Genomic DNA, 17,793 nt, shown 5'->3' on the forward strand with positions numbered 1-17,793 from the left:
ATTGCCTGATGTCGCCATCTGCCGAACGGCAAGGGCGGCATCAGGAGCGTTCATCACTCACCCAAAACAGCATGCCGATCGGTCGGCCCCGGGGCGATGTGTCGTCCCGCGGGGCGCTCTCGATTGCGCACGCGCACAAGGCGACGATCATGACTTTCAAGTACTCCGTGACCCTGCCGATCAGCGGCGGCAACAAGCTGCGCCGCTTTCGGCAATGGGTTGAGCACCACCTCTCCGACCTGAGCTACAGCCTGCCACAGCAGACCCCGATCAAGACCGAGGTCATGACCATACGGCTGTTGTCCCTCGATGATCGGGCACGGCTGCTGCACAGCTGGGCCAGCACGCAGCCGCCGGGTGAGGAGGGGCAATGAATGCCGGCGCTGCGCTACTGCCGGTCCTGCAAGGGCGCACGCCCGCGCGGGGCCGCCAGATGTCCCTGGTGCCACGAGAAGCCCCATGGGCCGCCGGCGCCAAGGCCGACACCCATCTCAGTGTTCGATCTGAGGGAGCTCGGAGCTCCGAAGGAAACGCCATGACAACCATCTCCCTGACGGACTGGATGCAATCTCCCGAAATCGTGGTGGGCAAGACCGAGCATCACCGGCTGACGGTGGTCGCGCTCACCCATGTTGGAGAACGCGGCCGCAACGCCGACCTGCTGCTCTACGAACTCGACCGCGCCAGGATCATCCCGGACGGCATGGTGCCAGCCGACGTCGTCCGCATCGGCAGCATCGTGCGCTACGCTCCCGTACCAGGCGTTGAGCGAACCGCGAAGCTGGTACTCCCCGACAATGCCACAGGCTCGGGAGGCTACAGCCTGCCCGTTACCTCCGAGCACGGCGCTGCGCTGTTGGGGACGCGCCCCGGCCACCAGATGGCCTGGCTGGATCGCAACGGCGCCGTGCAGCGACTGCAGGTCATCGCCGTGACCAACGACGACCCCGATGACGATCCGGGACCGCTCGCGGCGTGAGGATATCGGAAGGGCCCGGAGCCTGTCGGGCCCTTCACTCCAGGCTACTGTCGCGGCGGACGCGCATTCCCCGCCAGTCGGTGCCTGCGACCGACTGCAGCACCTCTTGAAGCTGGCGCCGGCGGAGACCATTTCTGGTGCATGAACAGGTTCTCGCTCCTCGCCCGTTTTCTCACCTTCCGCAAGGAACTCGCAACGCTCTGGCAGGCCTTCGTCTCCTCCGAGACGCCGGTGCACCTGAAGGCGCTGATGCTGCTGGTGCCGGCCTACCTCTTGAGCCCGATCGACCTGATCCCCGACGTGATCCCGCTGCTCGGCTGGGTCGACGATTTCATCGTCGTGCCGCTGCTCGTCAGCCTGATCGTGAAGCTGCTGCCGCAGAAGGCACCGGTCTATCGGCGCGCCGCTGACGGGGCCAAGGTGATCGACGGCACGTACCGTCGTCGCTAGCGCTTTCAGGAAAAGTTGCAGACTTTTCCGGTTCGAAAGCGCGACACAAATCAATAACCACTGCCGGTTTCTGACAGCCTGCAGTGAGATCGGTCTCCGTATTAACGGAGACTTCGACATGACCAAGTACTGGATCGCAGTGGCCTCGGCTGAGCACGCCCGTCGCGGGCGCGACGGCTTCATGCAGGTGAACCACGGCAAGAAGGCCCCGCTGCAGCGCATCCGCGCCGGCGACGGGGTGGCCTATTACTCGCCGGCCGAAACCATCGGCGGCAGGGATCGCCTGCAAAGCTTCACCACCATTGGCCGGGTGCGGGACGAGGAGCTTTACCAGGGCGTGATGGGCGGCGACTTCACGCCATGGCGGCGGAATGTCGATTACGTCGAAGCAGCAGAGGCCCCGATCGTGCCACTGCTCGAACGGCTCGAGTTCACCCGTGGCAAGGCCAACTGGGGTTACCAGATGCGCTTCGGCCTGTTCGAAATCAGCGAGAGGGACTTCCGCACCATCGCAACGGCAATGGGCGCGGAAGTCTGAGGCTCATTCGAAACGGACCAGCAGGTCCTTGGCGTCGATCTGGTCGCCCGGCTTCACCGTAACCTCGGCAACGGTGCCGTCGGCTTCGGCGTGGATGGCGGTTTCCATCTTCATCGCTTCGATCGACAGCAGCACGTCGCCGGCCACCACCTTGTCGCCGACCTTGATGCCCAGCGACGAGATGACGCCCGGCATCGGCGCGCCGATCTGCTTGGCATCGCCCAGCGCCGCCTTGGCGCGGACTTTCACTTCGCCGACTTTCAGCCGGTCCGGCACGGTGATGGTGCGCGGCTGGCCGTTGAGATCGAAGAAGACGCGCACTTCGCCCTTCTCGTTGGTCTCGGTGCGGCCCTGGTAGGTCAGCACCAGGGTTTTGCCCTTCTCGAGGTCGAGGAACACCTCCTCGCCCTCCTTGAGGCCGTAGAAATAGATCGGCGTCGGCAGCACCTCGGTGGGGCCGTACTTGTCCTGTGTCTTGACGAAGTCCGAGTAAACCTTGGGGTACATCAGGTACGAGGCGAGCCGCTTGTCATCGACCTCGCCGCCAATGTCCTTGGCCACCTTCTTCCGCTCGGCCTCGAGATCGACATCCTTGAGGTAGGACCCGGGCCGCTCGGTCAGCGGCTTCTTGCCCTTCAGCACTTTCTTCTGCAACGCCTTGGGGAAGCCACCCGGTGGCTGGCCCAGGTCGCCGGCAAAGAACCCGACCACCGAATCCGGGAAGGCGATATCGCGCGAGGGATCCTCGACATCGGCGCGGGTCAGCCCGGCCGACACCATGGCCAGCGCCATGTCGCCCACGACCTTCGATGACGGCGTCACCTTCACGATGTCGCCGAACATCTGGTTCACGTCGGCATAGGTCTGCGCCACCTGGTGCCAGCGGCTCTCGAGCCCGAGCGAACGCGCCTGCTCCTTGAGGTTGGTGAACTGCCCGCCGGGCATTTCATGCAGGTAGACTTCCGAGGCGCCGCCCTTCAGGTCGCTCTCGAAGGCGCGATACTGGTTGCGCACCGCCTCCCAGTAGAACGAGATCTCGCGGATCACCTTCTGGTCGAGCCCCGGCGCGCGCGGCCCGTCCTTCAGTGCCGCCACCAGCGAGCCAAGCGTCGGCTGCGAGGTAGTGCCCGAGAGCGCATCCATCGCCGCATCGACCGCATCGACGCCCGCCTCCACTGCCGCCATGATCGTCGCCGCCGCGGCGCCCGAGGTGTCGTGGGTGTGGAGATGGATCGGCAGGCCGATTTCCTGCTTCAGCGTCTCGATCAGCTTTTTGGCTGCGGCGGGCTTCAGCAGCCCCGCCATATCCTTCAGCCCCAGCACATGCGCGCCGGCGGCTTCGAGTTCCTTCGCCAGCCCGACATAATATTTGAGGTCGTACTTGGCCCGATCCGGATCGAGCAGGTCGCCGGTATAGCAGATGGCGCCCTCGGCCACCTTGTCGGCCTCGATCACCGCGTCGATCGAGACGCGCATGTTCTCCACCCAGTTGAGGCAGTCGAACACCCGGAACACATCGACCCCGCCCTTCGCCGCTTCACGGACGAAGAACTTCACCACGTTGTCGGGGTAGTTGGTGTAGCCGACGCCGTTCGAACCGCGCAGCAGCATCTGCGTCAGGATGTTGGGTGCGCCCTCGCGCACCGCGGCCAGGCGCTCCCACGGATCCTCGTTGAGGAAGCGCATCGACACGTCGAACGTCGCGCCACCCCAGCATTCGAGCGAGAACAGGTTCGGCAGCCCGCGGCTATAGGCGCGCGCGATGCGCGTGATGTCGAACGAGCGCATCCGGGTGGCGAGCAGCGACTGGTGCGCATCGCGCATCGTCGTGTCGGTGAACAGCACCTGTTGCTGCGCCTTCATCCAGCGTGCCAGGCCCTTCGGCCCGTCGCGGTCGAGGATCTGCTTCGACCCCTCGACGACGATCAGCGGCTCGTATTCCGGCACCACCGGCGCCGCGGCATCGGCCGGCGGCCGTGGCCGGTCGCGCACTTCCGGGTGACCGTTGACGGTGACGTCGGCAATGTAGGTGAGGAGCTTGGTCGCCCGGTCCTGCCGCTGCTTGAAATCGAACAGCGCCGGCGTCGTGTCAATGAAGCGCGTGGTGTAGCGGTTCTCGATGAAATCCGGGTGGGTGATGATGTTCTCGAGGAACGCCAGGTTGGTCGCGACGCCGCGGATGCGGAACTCGCGCAGCGCCCGGTGCATGCGGGCGATCGCCTCGTCGGCGGTCGGCGCCCAGCAGGTGATCTTTTCGAGCAGCGGATCGTAGAACCGGGTGACCACCGCGCCGGCATAGGCGGTGCCGCCATCGAGGCGCACGCCGAACCCGGTCGCCTCGCGATAGGCGGTGATGCGGCCATAGTCCGGAATGAAGTTGTGTTCCGGGTCTTCTGTCGTGACGCGGCACTGGATGGCATTGCCGTTGAGCCGGATGTCGTCCTGCTTGGGCACGCCGGACTCTGGCGTGCCGATCACCGCGCCTTCGAGCAGCCGGATCTGCGCCTTCACGATGTCGATGCCGGTGACCACTTCGGTCACCGTGTGCTCGACCTGGATGCGCGGGTTCACTTCGATGAAGTAGAACTTGTCGGTATCGGCATCGAGCAGGAACTCGACCGTGCCGGCGCCGCGATAGTTGGCGGCCTTGCCGAGTCGGATCGCCGCGCCGGTGAGGTCGTCGCGCACCTGCTGGCTGAGATATGGCGCCGGCGCCCGCTCCACCACCTTCTGGTTGCGCCGCTGCACCGAGCAGTCGCGTTCGAACAGGTGCACCAGGTTGCCGTGGTCATCGCCGACCAGCTGCACCTCGACGTGGCGGGCGCGCTCGATCAGCTTTTCGAGATACATCTCGTCCTTGCCGAACGCCGCCTTTGCCTCGCGTTTGCCCTCGGACACCTCGTGCACGAGGTTCTTCTCGTCCATGATCCGGCGCATGCCGCGGCCGCCGCCGCCCCAGCTGGCCTTCAGCATCAGCGGATAGCCGATCTCGGCGGCCATGCGCTTGACTTCATCCATATCGTCGGGGAGCGCCTCGGTCGCCGGCACCACCGGCACTTTCGAGGCGATCGCCATGTTGCGCGCCGCCACCTTGTTTCCGAGGTCGCGCATCGTCTGGGCGCGCGGCCCGATGAAGATGATCCCCGCGTCCTCGCAGGCATCGGCGAATTCGGGGCTCTCCGAGAGCAGGCCATAGCCGGGGTGGATCGCGTCGGCGCCCGAGATGCGGGCGATGCGGATATATTCGTCGATCTGCAGATAGGCTTCGACCGGGCCCTTGCCCTTGCCGATCAGGTACGCTTCGTCGGCCTTGAACCGGTGCAGCGCCAGCTTGTCCTCTTCGGCGTAGCAGGCGACCGTCTTGATGTTCAGTTCGTTGGCGGCGCGAAACACCCGGATGGCGATTTCGCTGCGGTTGGCGACAAGGATCTTCTTGATCGGCATCGATGTTACCCGAGCAGAGGGGATTGAGGCACTCTCAGGTGCCGGAAAGGGGTCGTCGCGGCCTTTCGGCCGTTACTTCTGGCTCAGATGTCCCGCGAGGTGGGACATGTCGTAACCCGCATTCGCCGCCGCCGAGATGATCTCGGAGGCAGGCGCCTTGCCGGCCTGGCTCAACGCCCACAGGGTGGTCGAGCGGGTGCCGGAACGGCAGTAGCAGAACACGGGGCCGGTGCTCCCCTCGAGCACCTGCTTGGTCTCCTCGACCATCTGGGCGCTGACGCCCTCGCGGCCGAGCGGAATGTAGTGATAGGCGAGGCCGGCGTCGTGCGCCGCTTGCTCGATCGTCGCGCTACTGGGCTGGTCCGGGGATTCCCCGTCCGGCCGGTTATTGATGATAGCGACGAAACCCTGGGCCTTGATGGCGGCCACATCTTCGGGGCTGATCTGCGGGGACACGCTCACGTGGTCGTTGATCCGCTTCACGTCCAAATCACATACTCCGATAGATATGCCTGGGTCTTCCCGGAAGCCTTTATAGACATCGCGCCGTCCGAGAGGCAAGGCGCGGCAGCGCCCGCCCTAAGTCTCACGACTTTGGATTAGGTTCCGTGGAACGGCTTGCGCATATAGACCGCCTTGCCGTTGCGGAAATCCTCAATCCGATCCACCGCAAACCCGAGCCGGGCATAGAGCGCGATATTGCTTTCGAACGCGCCATTGGTGACGAGCCGCAACTCGGGATGACCGGCCGCGATCGCCCGCTCCTCGGTGAACGCCAGCAGCATCCGCCCGATGCCGCGGCCCTGCGCAGCCGGCGCGACTGCGACATTGTCGATCCACAGGTGATCGGGGTGCGGAACCGTCTCGATCAGCCCGAGAATGGCGCCATTTTCGACCGCCAGGTCGAACCGGTGCTCGAGCACGGCCTTTTCGTAATCGACCCGCATCGGCATCGGCTCGCGCCCGATCAACGGCACCCACTTGGCATAGGCCGCCATCACGATGGCGGTAATGGCCCCCGCCTCATGCGGCTCGGCCATGCGGATGTCGACGGGAGGTTCGATGCTCATGGATCAGGCCTACGCCGTCAGGCGGCGGAAGCAAAGCGCCGCGATCGCAACGGCTCCGGCCGGGCCAGCAGGTAGCCCTGCAGCGCCGTCACGCCGGCTTGCTGCAGGAACTCCAACTGCTCGGCCGTCTCCACCCCCTCGGCGATGACCTCGACCTGAAGCGACTGGGCGATCTTGGCGATCGAGGAGACGATCAGCCCGTCGATCCGGCTGCCCGGCAGGTTGGCCACATAGGAGCGGTCGATCTTGATGATGTCGAACGGAAAGCCCCTGAGATATTCGAGGCTGGCGAAGCCGCTGCCGAAATCGTCGATCGCCACCCGCACGCCGAGCGCCCGCAACGCCTCGATATTGCTGAGCTCTACCGTCCCGGATTTGAGCGGCAGCGACTCGGTGATCTCGATGACGATCTGGCTGCCGCTGGTCCCGGTCTCCATCAGGATATCTGCGAAGCGCTCGGCGAGATCGCCGCGCCGCAACTGCACCACCGAAACATTGATGCCGACATGCGGCGTTCCCAGCGCGGCGAGGTCGGCGCAGGCGCGGCGGAGCACCCAGTCGCCCAGCTTGTCGATCAGGTCGGATTGCTCGGCAATGCCGATGAAGTCGTTCGGCGGCACCTGTCCGCGCACCGGGTGCTGCCAGCGCACCAGCGCCTCATGGCTGAGGAGGGTCGTGCCGTCGACGGCAAAGATCGGCTGGTAGTGCAGCTCGAGCTCGTTCAGGAGGAGCGCGGCGCGCAGGTCGCGCTCGACGAAACGCTTGTGCCGCTCGTCCGCCATCAGTTCGCTCTCGAACGCCACGGTCGCAGCCCTGCCCTCCTTCTTGCCCTTGTAGAGCGCCAGGTCAGCCTTGGAGATCAGCTCATCCGCCCCGGCAGCGTCCTGCGGCCATAGCGCCACCCCGATGGTTGCCGAAAGCCGGATCGGCCGGCCGTCGATGTTGATCGGCTGACCCAGCGTGGCGAGGATCTGATCACCCAGCCGCACCAGCGCCGGCCGGCTGTCCTGGCCGACGAGCGCGATGCCGAATTCGTCGCCGCCGAGCCGGCCGATCAGCGCATCCGGCAGCAACGTCTTCAGCGTCTTTACCAGGTGCACCAACGCGGCGTCGCCGGCGCCGTGGCCGTGCGAGTCGTTGAGCACCTTGAGCTTGTCCATGTCGATCTGCATGTAGGCGACGGGGTGGTCGTTGCCGTGCAGGCTCTCCTTGAGCGCGCTGAAGAAATAAGAGCGCGTATGCGCTCCGGTCAGCGCGTCGCGATAGGCGAGATCGAGCAATTGCCGCTGCTCCTCGGCAGCGCTCGCCAGCTCCTGCTTCAGCCGCACATAACCCCAGCGCAGCAGCAGCAACAGGCTGGCGCCGGCCAGTACCCGCACCACCACCATTTCGATGGCGCGGGGATCGGTGAAATAGCCGATGAGCGCGGTCACTCCTGTCACCACGATCAGCGCCGCCACTCCGGCGAATACCAGCCGGTAGGTCTTGATGACATGCTGCAGCGAGGCTTGGCGTTGCAACGAAAGGGCCTCCTGGCTCCGCTGGAGCGCTTTCAGGAAAAGCTGAGAAACTTCTCCGGTTCGAAAGCGCGACAAGATCGATACCCCGCGGCCTGTCGCGCGACGATCGCGCGGCAGCCTCCTCCCATAAGCTTTCGGAAGGCCTAACGGCGGGAGATTATGACAGCGAATACAAGCGCCTAGGGCGATGGCGCCGGATGATCGGCCAAGCAGGCTAGCCATGCTTCGTGACAGTGCAGCAACTGCCGCCCCTGCATCGGCAGGCTTGGCTAAAAAGGGGTTACTGCGGCGCCGGCTCGGTAGGCGTTTCCAACGGCGGCAGCCCGACCCACGGGCGCCAGACTTCGCTGCGCTCGGCGACGAAGCGGTCTGCCACGGTTTCCACCGTCTCTCCCGCCTCGCCCAGCTGCTGCAGCATCAGGTTCATTTCGGCGAACGGCATGCGGGCTCGGCCGAAATAGGCCGCGACCTGCGGCGCGTCGAGATAGACCCACTCGGCCAGCGCCACCACCACCGGATCGGGGGCAAAGCCGGTCGGTGTCGGCGAGGCGCAGGTCGTGCGCCCCATGCACAGGAACGCATCCCGATCGTAAGCAGCGAGCGTCACCGGCTTGAAGGCGAACTGCGCCAGCACTGCATTGGGCTGCCAGTAATAGAACAGGATCGGCTCCTTGCGCCCCACCGCCTCGGCGATCAGCGTATCGAGCTCGAACCGGTTGGCCGGCTCGACGATGTCGAACAGCTGGTCGAGCCCATAGGCACGCAGCATGTTGCGGTTCACCACCGCACAACCCCAGTCGATCGGGCAGGAGATGAACTTGCCCCGCCCATTGCCGTCGCCGAAATCGGCGGCATGCGCCTTGAGCCCGTCGATGGTCGTCACCTCCGGCCACTGCGTCGCGGCATATTCGGGCACGAACCAGCCTTCGAAGGTCGTATCGGCATAGGGCGTGCCGGCCTGCCGCACCTTCTGGCCCTTCATCGCGGCATTCCAGATATCGGCGATCCGTCCGATCCACAGCTCCGGTGCCACGGCCGGCTGGCCGGTGGCGCCCATCGACGAGCCGGTAGCGGCGAGGTCGCCTTCCTGCACCGCGACGTTGCAGAAATAGTTGGCGGTCAGGAGCCGCGAATGCACCTCGGCCAGCAGCGCCGACGACGGCCACGCCATGCGGGCAATAGCCAGTTGCTGCGTACCGCAAGGCGGCGGAGGCGGCGCCTCGCCGATCGCCGGGTCGGCCGCGGCGCCCTCGGCCGGCGGATCGAGCGTCTGCACCGACTCCTGTGCCAGGGCCCCATGAGCCATGACGCTGTCCAGCGTCAGGGCCAATGCGAGAATGGAAAGGCAGCGGAGCAACTTTGTCATCGGACCGGCACGAGGAACGGATCTGGAGGTCGAACTTATAAGCACGATCAGGAAAAGTTGCAGACTTTTCCGGTTCGATCTTGCGACAAAGCAAGAACCTGGAGGGGGAGGGCGGGTCAACGAAACGCCATCCAACTCCAGGCCGGAACCCCTGAAGACAAATGCCTGGCCGGGCTTTTACCACTTGATCAAAAGCGGATGACTCGCCTTCGCAATTTATGCAATATCGCCCGCAGTGGGGCATGGGTTGTGCCCCCGTTGATTGTTGCTTCGATGGAGACGGCGGTAAACAACGCCGCACGGCGGAGCGACTTTGCAGAGGGACATCATGAACAAATCCAGTATCCTTGGCCTCGCCGTTGCCGCGACCGTGCTCGGTCTCGCAGTTCCGGCGCTCGCCGAAGACGTCAAGATCGGCATTCTCGGCGATCTGACCGGGCCGATCGAAAGCCTGGCGCCGCCGATCGTTGCCGGCGCCCAGCTGGCTTTCGACCAGGTCAACGCCCAGGGCGGCATTCTCGGCGGCGGCAAGATCGTCTCGGTCACCGGTGACTCCGCCTGCGATCCGTCCGTGGCCGGCCCGGCTGCCGACAAGCTCGTCAACACCGACCAGGTGACCGCCATCGTCGGCGCCTTCTGCACCGGCGCCACCATCGGCGCTGCCACTGCTGCCGGCATCCCGGGCGGCGTCGTGCAGATCTCGCCGTCGGCTTCGGCCCCGGCGCTCACCACGCTCGAAGACAACGACCTGGTCTTCCGCACCACCCCGTCGGACGCCTTCCAGGGCGTGAAGCTTGCTGATCTGCTGATCCAGAAGGGCATCAAGGACGTTGCCGTCACCTACGTGAACAACGACTACGGCAAGGGTCTCGCCGACGTGTTCGTCGCCCAGTTCACCGCCAATGGCGGCACCGTGTCGGCCAACATCGCGCATGAAGACGGCAAGGCCGACTATCGCGCCGAGCTCGGCCAGCTGTCCTCGGGCGGCTCGCAGAACCTGGTAATCCTCGCCTACGCTTCGGGCTCGGGCAAGACGGTGCTGCAGCAGGCGATCGAAGGCGGCGAATTCACCGCGTTCGTCGGCGGCGACGGGATGATCGGCGACGACCTGGTGACCGGCCTCGATCCGGCTGCCGTCAACGGCAAGATCATCGCCACCCGCGCCGGCGCCTATACCGGTGCCTCGGCCGACACCTACATCAAGCTGGCGACCGACGCCGGCCAGGACCCGGCGGCGACCTATGCGCCGCAGGCTTATGACGCCGCGTTCCTCCTCGCGCTCGCGATCGAGAAGAACGGTTCGGCCAAGCGTGAAGGCCTCTCGGCCGCCCTGCGTGAAGTCGCTTCGGCTCCGGGCGAGAAGATCCTGCCCGGCGAGTGGGCCAAGGCACTCGAGCTGATCAAGGCCGGCACCGATATCGACTATGACGGCGCCGGTGGTCCGGCGGACTTCGACAAGGCCGGCGACGTCGACGGCATCATCGTTGAAGTCGGCGTCACGGACGGCAAGTTCGTCGAAGTCGGCCCGGTGAAGTAAGCAATCCGGAGGCCTTTGGCCTTCAGCAATTCCGAGGCCCGGGAGTGATCCCGGGCCTTTTCTTTTGGTGGCACCTTGAAAGCAGACCGACGGTCTCTTAATTGCAGACCATCGTTCTCTTATTGAGGTGCAGCCATGAGCTGGTCGACCAAGGACATTCCGGATCAATCGGGCAAGCTTGCCCTCATCACCGGCGCCACCGGCGGGCTCGGTTACGAAACCGCGCTGGAGCTGGCGCGCGCCGGCGCCGACGTGGTGCTGACCGGCCGCAACGCCGACAAGGGCGCTGCAGCCCTCGCCCGCATCAGGGCCGAAGTGCCGGGCGCCAAGGTGTCGTATGAGAGCCTCGATCTCTCCGCCCTTGCCAATGTCGCCGCCTTCGCCGAGCGCTTCGCCGGCGCACATGGCCACCTCGATATCCTCGTCAACAATGCCGGCGTCATGGCCCCGCCACAGCGCGTGCTGAGCAGCGACGGCCTCGAACTGCAGTTCGCCACCAACTACCTGTCCCACTTTGCCCTGACGGCGAGGCTGCTGCCCCAGCTGGTCGCCGCGCCCGCGCCCCGGGTGGTGCCGCTGGCCAGCATCGCTGCGCGACAGGGCAGGATCGATTTTGCCAATCTGCAGTCGGAGCGCCACTACGAGCCGATGGTTGCCTACAGCCAGAGCAAGCTCGCCTGCCTGATGTTTGGGTTCGAGCTGCAGCGGCGAAGCGACGCCAATGGCTGGGGCATTGCAAGCATCGCGGCGCATCCCGGCGTGGCGCGGACGGAACTGGTGGTCAACGGCATGGGCAACGCCAGCCCGGCCGGTCTCGCACGACGCTATCTGTCATTGTTGTTCCAGCCGGTACCGCAGGCGGCGCTGCCGACCCTGATGGCGGCCATCGACCCGCACGCCACGCCCGGCGGCTACTATGGCCCGCAGGCTCTGTTCGAGATCCGCGGTCGCCCGGGCGCGGCCTCGGCGCCTCCGCAGTCGCTCGACCTCGCAGTGGCCCGCAGGCTATGGGAAGTCTCCGAGGAGCTGAGCAGCGTACGTTTGCCGACCCGCACCGCCCTCACCGCTTGACAGCGGCCGCCCGGCCGCCGCACCACAACCAGATGAGCACCACGACCTTCCAGCGGGCACGCAAGCCCGAGGAAATCCGAGCCCGCCGCGACACCCTGCTCGCGGCGGCCGCGGAGCTGTTCGATGCGGAAGGCCCGCTCGGCGCCGGGCTCAACGCTATCGCCGCCCGCGCCGGCTTCACCAAGTCCAATGTCTACCGCTACTTCGAGAGCCGCGAGGAGGTGCTGCTGAGCCTGTTCCTCACCGAGATGGAGCAGCTGGTGCCCGCGTTCGCCGCGGCGATCGCCGCCGCGCCGGAGAATGATCTTGATGCCCTCGCCCGGGCCGTGACGCAGCAGTTCGTCTCTCGCCCCCGCTTCGGGCAGCTCACCTCGATCCTGTCCAGTACCCTCGAAGCCAATGTCTCGGAGGAGACCATCATCATGGTGAAGCGCAGCATGGGCGCCATGGCCGCCGAGATGGCCGTGGCTCTCCGTGTCCGGCTGCCGAAGGCGTCGGTCGAGGATGCCCTGTGGGCGGTCACCATGATCGGCTCGCTGGTGGCCGGCATGTGGCCTGCCGCCCATCCGGCCCCCGCCGCCGAACGCGTCCTGTCGCGCCCGGAATTCGCCCCGCTTCGCCTCGACATCGCGCGCGACCTGCCCCGCGCCGTACGGGCGATACTTGCCAGCATTGCGTAGCGGACTGAAACGCCGGTGTGAGGGTTTCCCTCCCCAGGGATGGGGGTCAGCTCGCATCGGCATCAGAGGTGGTGAAGCGCCCTACCCCGAGAGCCGCGTCGCCTCGATCCGCTTGTCGCCGACGCTGACGCTCACCTCGAGATGCTCCGCCTGCACCACGTCGAGCACCTTGCTCGGCCGATAGGCGCAGACATTGCTGCCGCCACGGTGCCGCACGCTGTCGTAGAGCACGCCATCTTCTCCCACTGCCCGCAGGCCTTCGCCGAACGCCTGCCCGGCCGCATAGCTGTCCGAGGCATGCAGCTCGGGCGCGCTGCCGCGGATGTCGCGATAGCTGCCCGCGAGCCGCGCAGTGTAGCTGCGGTAAGTCCGCTGAGCCGTCTCCAGCCCTCGGGCAAGCGCCTCGCGCCTCAGGTGATGTCCGACCTCGGCGATCGCCGTGACCAGCGCCGCTGCGGCGTACCAGGCGCCCAGATCCGGCCCATTGAAGCGCGATCCGCCTGGCGCGGCGTGGAGGAACGCCGCCATGACGATGCTGGAATTGGCCCGCCCGAACACCCACTCGTGCTGCGGCAGCCGCGCCAGCCGCTGCCGCACCAGCCGGTCGTTGGTCCAGCCGGCAAGCTCCATCACCGCCTCGGCGTCGGCGGTGGTGGCAACGGTATCGAACAGCCCGATCGGCGGAAACCGCGACGGAATCAGCCGGTGGCTCGGCTGCGGGGCGGGCGCCTGCATCAGCGGATGACGATGTCGCTGTCTTCGTACGGGGTGAACGCCGCATCGAGTGCATTGGGCGGCATATAGAGCCCGCCGCGCGCCGCATCGAGGAAGCGCCGCACCGCCATCAGCCCGTCCTGCGTGCCCGAGGTGACCAGCGTCAGCGGCGGCTGCCCGCCGAACAGCGGCGCCATATGCGGCCCCTTGAGCCAGCGCACCCCTTCGGCCTCGTCGGCAAACAGCACGCCCAGGGCCTGATGGATGCCGAACACCGCTGAAATGCGCAGCAGCGCGTCGAGATCGAGCGTGAACGGCTGCAGCTCCCGCGCCAGCTTGGCCCAATGGTGATAGGTCGAGCGCTGAGGATAGCCCAGCACCAGCCGCCGCTGCTCCTCATTGAGGCCCCACAGCTCGGCGATGTTGAGGAATGTCCGGAGCGCCGGCCCGCTCAGCCGACGCCGGTTGGGCGCCGAGAACCGGCCGACATCGACGATCGCGTCACTGCCGTTCGCTGGAACGAACGCTGTCTTGGGCTGTTCACGGAAGCCGAACTGCATGACGCACTCCTTTGTCTGGATCCAGACATAGTCCAAATCCAGACACGATACAAGAGTGAGTCCAATTTTGGACTATGCCTCGCGCCGCACCACTTCCGGGATCAGGCCGCGCGGCGCGTAGCGGAGCGCAACGGTGATCACCACCCCGAGCACGAACACGCGCATCTGGCTGGCACGGGACTGGATTTCGGGGATCGCGCCCCAGCCCATATCGGTCGACCAGTTCGAGATGTTGTTGAACAGCCACTGCGACACCGGATCGGAAATCATCCAGGTGATGTAGATTAGCAGCGCCCCGAATACCGCGCCCCAATTGTTGCCCGCCCCGCCGACAATCACCATCACCCAGATCAGGAAGGTGTGGTTGATCGGCTGGTAGGCGCCCGGATCATAGATCTGCTGGAAGCTCACCAGCATGGCACCGCCAATGCCCATCAGCACCGAGCCGAGCACGAAGATCTCGAGCTGCCGCCGGGTGACATTCTTGCCCATCGAGGCCGCGGCAATGTGGTTGTCGCGGATCGCCCGCATCATCCGGCCCCACGGCCCGCCATAGGCGCGCTGCACCAGGAAGAAGGCGATGGCGAGCACGATGATCACGAGGCCCAGGAAACCCAGTCGCGCATAGATGAACGAATCCGAGATCGACACGCCCTGCGCCTGCAGGTCCTGCGGGATCGGCGTCGGCCACGGAATCGGCGACACGGTCAGCGTGCCGCGGGTCAGCCAGTCCATGTTCTTGAGCAGCGCCCGGATGATCTCCGAGATGCCGATGGTGGCGATGGCGAGATAGTCGGTGCGGAGCCCCAGGCAGATCTTCCCCACCACATAGGCGACACCGGCTGCCAGCACCCCGCCGAACAGCCAGCCCAGCACCGGATGTAGACCAAGCCCACCGACCCAGCCGCCGCCGGCCGTTTCGATATAGGCCGCCGCCGGATCGATCTGGCTGCGATAGACGATGTAGGCGACGACCCAGGCGAGGATGGTGACGAAGCTCTTCCACCGCCCCTTGATGCCGATGCGATCGGCATGCCGAGCGCCCCACACCAGCAGGAACCCGGCGAGGAACGCCATCAGCGCCTTGCCCAGCATCAGGGGCCCTTCCGAGCCCCAGAACTGCGCATTGACCGGATAGGAGATGAAGGTGACAGCTGCGCCGCCCAGCATCAGCATGCCCATGATGCCGAAGTTGAACAGCCCGCCATAGCCCCACTGGATATTGAGGCCGAGCGCGATCAGCGCGTAGGCGAAGCTCTGCACCAGCAACAGCGAGATGTTGGCGGCGCCGAGGAACAGCCCGATGATCGTGAACAGCACGAACAGGCCGGCGAACATCAGGAGCGAACGACGCGCGATCATGTCGAGGCTCCCTTGAAGATACCGGTCGGTCGCCACAGCAGCACCACCACGAGGATCACGAAGGCCACCGTCAGCTTGTACTCGGTCGGCACGATTGCCAGCGTTCCCGGCAGCTCGAACGGCAGCGAGCCGGCCACAGGCCTGAGCAGCACCGACCAGTTGAAGATCGCCAGCGTCTCGGCAAAGCCGATCAGGAAGCCACCGGCGATGGCGCCATAGGATTGCCCGAGCCCACCGACAATCGCCGCCGCGAAGATCGGCAGGACGATGTTGAACGCCAGGTCGGGCTTCAGGTTGACGTCGAGCGCCAGCATCGTGCCGGCCATCGCCGCGAGCGAGCCGGCGATGATCCAGGTGACCCGCACCACCAGCTTGGTGTTGATGCCCGAAACCTGCGCCAGGTCGGCGTTATCGGCCATGGCGCGCATCGCCTTGCCGAGCCGCGAACGGGTGAGGAAGAAATGCAGCGCCAGCACCGCCACCGCGGTGCACAGCACCATCAGCAGTTGCGGCTGGGTAAAGTTGATCGTGCGGGTGACGCCTTCGAGCGGCACCGGGATGCGCACCAGTTGCTTCTGCTCGGTCTCGAAGAACGAGTAGGTGCCCGAACCGAAGAACAGCCGGATCATCCCCTGGATGATCAGCGTCACGCCGATCGACGCGATCAGCATGGTCACCGGCCGTGCCCCGCGTTTGCGCAGCGGCGCGTAGAACCCCTTGTCGAGCCCCAGCGCAATGATCGCGGCGAGGATCATCGCCAGCGGCAGCACCAGGAAGCCGGTCGGCACGACCGGGGTGGTGATGCCGAGCGCGGTTGCCGCCATGGCGAGCAGGAAGGCGATGAACGCTCCCATGGTCATCATGTCGCCATGGGCGAAATGCGCGAAGCGCAGGATGCCGAAGATCAGCGTCACGCCGATGGCGCCGACCGCATAGATCGAGCCCAGCACCACGCCGGCGACGACGACATTGTTGAAAAAGAAGATCAGTTCATTCATTGCCGTCAGCCCCCCAAGAAGCTCTTGGCGACTTCGGGATCGGCGATGAGCTCGGCGCCCGTACCGGTGAACCGGTTCTTGCCGGTGGCGAGGACGAAGCCGCGCGAGGCGAAGGCCAGGGCCTGCCGCGCGTTCTGTTCGACCATCAGGATGGCGACCCCCGCCTTGTTGACCTTGACGATCTGCTCGAAGATTTCGATCACGTAGCGGGGCGAAAGCCCCGCGGACGGCTCGTCGAGCAGGAGGAGCTTGGGCTGGCTCATCAGCGCGCGGCCCATCGCCACCATCTGGCGCTGTCCGCCGCTGAGCTCACCCGCCGGCTGCCGGCGCTTTTCGCGCAGCACCGGGAACATGTCGTAGACCCATTCCATCGTCGGCTTGAAGTCGTCGGTGCGGGTGAACGCCCCCATCTCGAGGTTCTCTTCGACGCTCATCGAGGTGAAGACGTTCTTTTCCTGCGGCACGAAGCTCAGCCCCTTGGGCACCAGCCGGTCCGGCAGCGAATTCTGGATCGCTTCACCGTGGAAGCTGATCGAGCCTTCGGTGACTTTCAACAGCCCGAAGATCGCCTTCAGCGTCGTCGACTTGCCGGCCCCGTTCGGCCCGACGATCACGCCGATATCCGACTGTTCGATCGCGAGGTTGACGCCATTGAGGATCGGCGCGCCGCCATATCCGCCGACGACGTCCTTGATCTCGAGCAATGCCATTACGCGGCCTCCACCGGAGAGCCGAAATAGGCCTCGATAATCTCGGGGTTGGCGCGGATCTCGCTCATCGGACCCTCGGCGATCTTCTCGCCTTGGGCCATGACGATCACCGGGTCGCACAGCCGCCCGATCAGGTCCATGTCATGCTCGATGACGAAGAAGGTGTAGCCCAGCTCCTGGTTCATCCGCTCGATATTGGCGGCAAGATCCTGCAGCAGCGTGCGGTTGACGCCGGCCGCCACCTCATCGAGCAGCACCACCTTGGCATCGACCATCATGGTGCGGCCGAGTTCCAGCAGTTTCTTCTGCCCACCCGACAGGTTCCCGGCGAGCTCGTGCTTGACGTGCCCGAGCTTCAGGAAATCGATGACGTCGAGCGCCTTCTGCCGCACATGCCGCTCGGCTTGCTTGATGGCGCCGGGCATCAGCCAGGTCTTCACCAGGCTTTCGCCCGGCTGCCCCGATGGCACCATCATCAGGTTCTCCAGCGCCGTCATGTTGGAGAATTCGTGCGCGATCTGGAAGGTGCGCAGCATGCCGCGGTGAAACAGCTGGTGCGGTTTCAGGCCGGTAACATCTTGGCCATCAAAGATAATCTGCCCGCTATCGGGCACGATATTGCCAGCGACCAGGTTGAACAGCGTCGATTTACCGGCGCCGTTCGGCCCGATCAGCCCGGTAATCGAGCCGCGCTCGACCCGGAGCGAACAATCGTTGACTGCGCGCAAGCCGCCAAAGCGCTTGCTGACGTTCTTCACGTCGATGACTGCGTCGAAGGACACCCCGCCCCCGTC

General features: G+C 65.6%; 18 protein-coding genes. 7 read left to right on the forward strand and 11 right to left on the reverse strand.

All coding sequences use genetic code 11. The features are described from left to right. Nucleotides 1-149 precede the first annotated feature (149 nt). The 4 genes from AC1ROK_RS20380 to AC1ROK_RS20395 all read left to right on the forward strand — a co-directional run bounded on the left by AC1ROK_RS20380 (nucleotide 150) and on the right by AC1ROK_RS20395 (nucleotide 1,967). Nucleotides 150-374 (forward strand): hypothetical protein, encoded by a 225-nt coding sequence (locus AC1ROK_RS20380; RefSeq protein WP_492850291.1) that lies wholly within the window; start codon nucleotides 150-152, stop codon nucleotides 372-374. A gap of 161 nt (nucleotides 375-535) precedes the next feature. Continuing rightward, nucleotides 536-979: a GreA/GreB family elongation factor gene (locus tag AC1ROK_RS20385; RefSeq protein WP_492850293.1), complete on the forward strand. Its 444-nt coding sequence runs from the start codon at nucleotides 536-538 to the stop codon at nucleotides 977-979. Between the two features lie 141 nt (nucleotides 980-1,120). Next, complete coding sequence (locus AC1ROK_RS20390; protein ID WP_492850295.1) at nucleotides 1,121-1,429, forward strand: YkvA family protein; 309 nt, start codon at nucleotides 1,121-1,123, stop codon at nucleotides 1,427-1,429. Nucleotides 1,430-1,547: 118 nt separating this feature from the next. Next, nucleotides 1,548-1,967, forward strand: a complete 420-nt coding sequence (locus tag AC1ROK_RS20395) for an EVE domain-containing protein (protein WP_492850297.1) — start codon at nucleotides 1,548-1,550, stop codon at nucleotides 1,965-1,967. A 3-nt stretch (nucleotides 1,968-1,970) separates the two neighbouring features. On the opposite strand, the gene pyc is transcribed toward AC1ROK_RS20395, so the two are convergent. The 5 genes from pyc to AC1ROK_RS20420 form a co-directional block, all read right to left on the reverse strand. Beyond that, nucleotides 1,971-5,411 carry a pyruvate carboxylase gene (pyc, locus tag AC1ROK_RS20400; protein WP_492850299.1) on the reverse strand — a complete coding sequence of 1,147 codons (3,441 nt, stop codon included), beginning with the start codon at nucleotides 5,409-5,411 and terminating at the stop codon, nucleotides 1,971-1,973. A 72-nt stretch (nucleotides 5,412-5,483) separates the two neighbouring features. Beyond that, a complete protein-coding gene (locus AC1ROK_RS20405; protein ID WP_236884267.1) occupies nucleotides 5,484-5,894 on the reverse strand; it encodes a protein tyrosine phosphatase family protein in 411 nt (136 codons plus the stop codon). A 116-nt stretch (nucleotides 5,895-6,010) separates the two neighbouring features. After that, a complete protein-coding gene (locus AC1ROK_RS20410; protein ID WP_492850301.1) occupies nucleotides 6,011-6,481 on the reverse strand; it encodes a GNAT family N-acetyltransferase in 471 nt (156 codons plus the stop codon). Nucleotides 6,482-6,498: 17 nt separating this feature from the next. Beyond that, on the reverse strand, nucleotides 6,499-8,001 hold the full coding sequence (locus AC1ROK_RS20415; protein ID WP_492850303.1) for a putative bifunctional diguanylate cyclase/phosphodiesterase: 1,503 nt from the start codon (nucleotides 7,999-8,001) through the stop codon (nucleotides 6,499-6,501). Nucleotides 8,002-8,281: 280 nt separating this feature from the next. Continuing rightward, on the reverse strand, nucleotides 8,282-9,307 hold the full coding sequence (locus AC1ROK_RS20420; RefSeq protein WP_492850305.1) for a glycine betaine ABC transporter substrate-binding protein: 1,026 nt from the start codon (nucleotides 9,305-9,307) through the stop codon (nucleotides 8,282-8,284). A gap of 388 nt (nucleotides 9,308-9,695) precedes the next feature. Here AC1ROK_RS20420 and AC1ROK_RS20425 point away from each other — a divergent pair, with 388 nt between their 5' ends. The 3 genes from AC1ROK_RS20425 (at nucleotide 9,696) to AC1ROK_RS20435 (ending at nucleotide 12,655) form a co-directional block, all read left to right on the forward strand. Continuing rightward, nucleotides 9,696-10,904, forward strand: coding sequence for an ABC transporter substrate-binding protein (locus AC1ROK_RS20425; protein ID WP_492850307.1), 1,209 nt, complete (start codon nucleotides 9,696-9,698; stop codon nucleotides 10,902-10,904). Nucleotides 10,905-11,039: 135 nt separating this feature from the next. Then, entirely contained in the window at nucleotides 11,040-11,975 is a 936-nt protein-coding gene (locus AC1ROK_RS20430; RefSeq protein WP_492850309.1) for an SDR family oxidoreductase, read from the forward strand. A 32-nt stretch (nucleotides 11,976-12,007) separates the two neighbouring features. Next, nucleotides 12,008-12,655, forward strand: a complete 648-nt coding sequence (locus AC1ROK_RS20435) for a TetR/AcrR family transcriptional regulator (protein ID WP_492850311.1) — start codon at nucleotides 12,008-12,010, stop codon at nucleotides 12,653-12,655. 81 nt (nucleotides 12,656-12,736) lie between these two features. Here the strand turns inward: AC1ROK_RS20435 and AC1ROK_RS20440 are convergent, their stop codons facing one another. The 6 genes from AC1ROK_RS20440 to AC1ROK_RS20465 form a co-directional block, all read right to left on the reverse strand. Then, on the reverse strand, nucleotides 12,737-13,393 hold the full coding sequence (locus tag AC1ROK_RS20440) for an RES family NAD+ phosphorylase (RefSeq protein WP_492850679.1): 657 nt from the start codon (nucleotides 13,391-13,393) through the stop codon (nucleotides 12,737-12,739). Further along, entirely contained in the window at nucleotides 13,390-13,929 is a 540-nt protein-coding gene (locus AC1ROK_RS20445) for an MbcA/ParS/Xre antitoxin family protein (protein ID WP_492850313.1), read from the reverse strand. Before AC1ROK_RS20445 ends, AC1ROK_RS20440 begins: the two co-directional genes overlap by 4 nt. Nucleotides 13,930-14,001: 72 nt before the next feature. Next, nucleotides 14,002-15,291, reverse strand: coding sequence for a branched-chain amino acid ABC transporter permease (locus tag AC1ROK_RS20450; RefSeq protein ID WP_492850315.1), 1,290 nt, complete (start codon nucleotides 15,289-15,291; stop codon nucleotides 14,002-14,004). Then, entirely contained in the window at nucleotides 15,288-16,289 is a 1,002-nt protein-coding gene (locus AC1ROK_RS20455; protein ID WP_492850317.1) for a branched-chain amino acid ABC transporter permease, read from the reverse strand. The genes AC1ROK_RS20450 and AC1ROK_RS20455 overlap by 4 nt, the downstream gene beginning before the upstream one ends. A 5-nt stretch (nucleotides 16,290-16,294) precedes the next feature. Continuing rightward, nucleotides 16,295-16,999: an ABC transporter ATP-binding protein gene (locus AC1ROK_RS20460; RefSeq protein WP_492850319.1), complete on the reverse strand. Its 705-nt coding sequence runs from the start codon at nucleotides 16,997-16,999 to the stop codon at nucleotides 16,295-16,297. After that, entirely contained in the window at nucleotides 16,999-17,781 is a 783-nt protein-coding gene (locus AC1ROK_RS20465; protein WP_492850321.1) for an ABC transporter ATP-binding protein, read from the reverse strand. Before AC1ROK_RS20465 ends, AC1ROK_RS20460 begins: the two co-directional genes overlap by 1 nt. Nucleotides 17,782-17,793: the final 12 nt, after the last annotated feature.

The organism is Devosia sp. GW821-FHT12F11 (genome assembly GCF_058806655.1).

What these genes read in the sequence shown, in the direction of transcription:
- AC1ROK_RS20380 (WP_492850291.1), top strand. Translation starts at nt 150, where the DNA reads ATGACTTTCAAGTACTCCGTGACCCTGCCGATCAGCGGCGGCAACAAG.
- AC1ROK_RS20385 (WP_492850293.1), top strand. Translation starts at nt 536, where the DNA reads ATGACAACCATCTCCCTGACGGACTGGATGCAATCTCCCGAAATCGTG.
- AC1ROK_RS20390 (WP_492850295.1), top strand. Translation starts at nt 1,121, where the DNA reads ATGAACAGGTTCTCGCTCCTCGCCCGTTTTCTCACCTTCCGCAAGGAA.
- AC1ROK_RS20395 (WP_492850297.1), top strand. Translation starts at nt 1,548, where the DNA reads ATGACCAAGTACTGGATCGCAGTGGCCTCGGCTGAGCACGCCCGTCGC.
- pyc (WP_492850299.1), bottom strand. Translation starts at nt 5,411, where the DNA reads ATGCCGATCAAGAAGATCCTTGTCGCCAACCGCAGCGAAATCGCCATC.
- AC1ROK_RS20410 (WP_492850301.1), bottom strand. Translation starts at nt 6,481, where the DNA reads ATGAGCATCGAACCTCCCGTCGACATCCGCATGGCCGAGCCGCATGAG.
- AC1ROK_RS20420 (WP_492850305.1), bottom strand. Translation starts at nt 9,307, where the DNA reads ATGGCTCATGGGGCCCTGGCACAGGAGTCGGTGCAGACGCTCGATCCG.
- AC1ROK_RS20425 (WP_492850307.1), top strand. Translation starts at nt 9,696, where the DNA reads ATGAACAAATCCAGTATCCTTGGCCTCGCCGTTGCCGCGACCGTGCTC.
- AC1ROK_RS20430 (WP_492850309.1), top strand. Translation starts at nt 11,040, where the DNA reads ATGAGCTGGTCGACCAAGGACATTCCGGATCAATCGGGCAAGCTTGCC.
- AC1ROK_RS20435 (WP_492850311.1), top strand. Translation starts at nt 12,008, where the DNA reads ATGAGCACCACGACCTTCCAGCGGGCACGCAAGCCCGAGGAAATCCGA.
- AC1ROK_RS20445 (WP_492850313.1), bottom strand. Translation starts at nt 13,929, where the DNA reads ATGCAGTTCGGCTTCCGTGAACAGCCCAAGACAGCGTTCGTTCCAGCG.
- AC1ROK_RS20450 (WP_492850315.1), bottom strand. Translation starts at nt 15,291, where the DNA reads ATGATCGCGCGTCGTTCGCTCCTGATGTTCGCCGGCCTGTTCGTGCTG.
- AC1ROK_RS20455 (WP_492850317.1), bottom strand. Translation starts at nt 16,289, where the DNA reads ATGAATGAACTGATCTTCTTTTTCAACAATGTCGTCGTCGCCGGCGTG.
- AC1ROK_RS20460 (WP_492850319.1), bottom strand. Translation starts at nt 16,999, where the DNA reads ATGGCATTGCTCGAGATCAAGGACGTCGTCGGCGGATATGGCGGCGCG.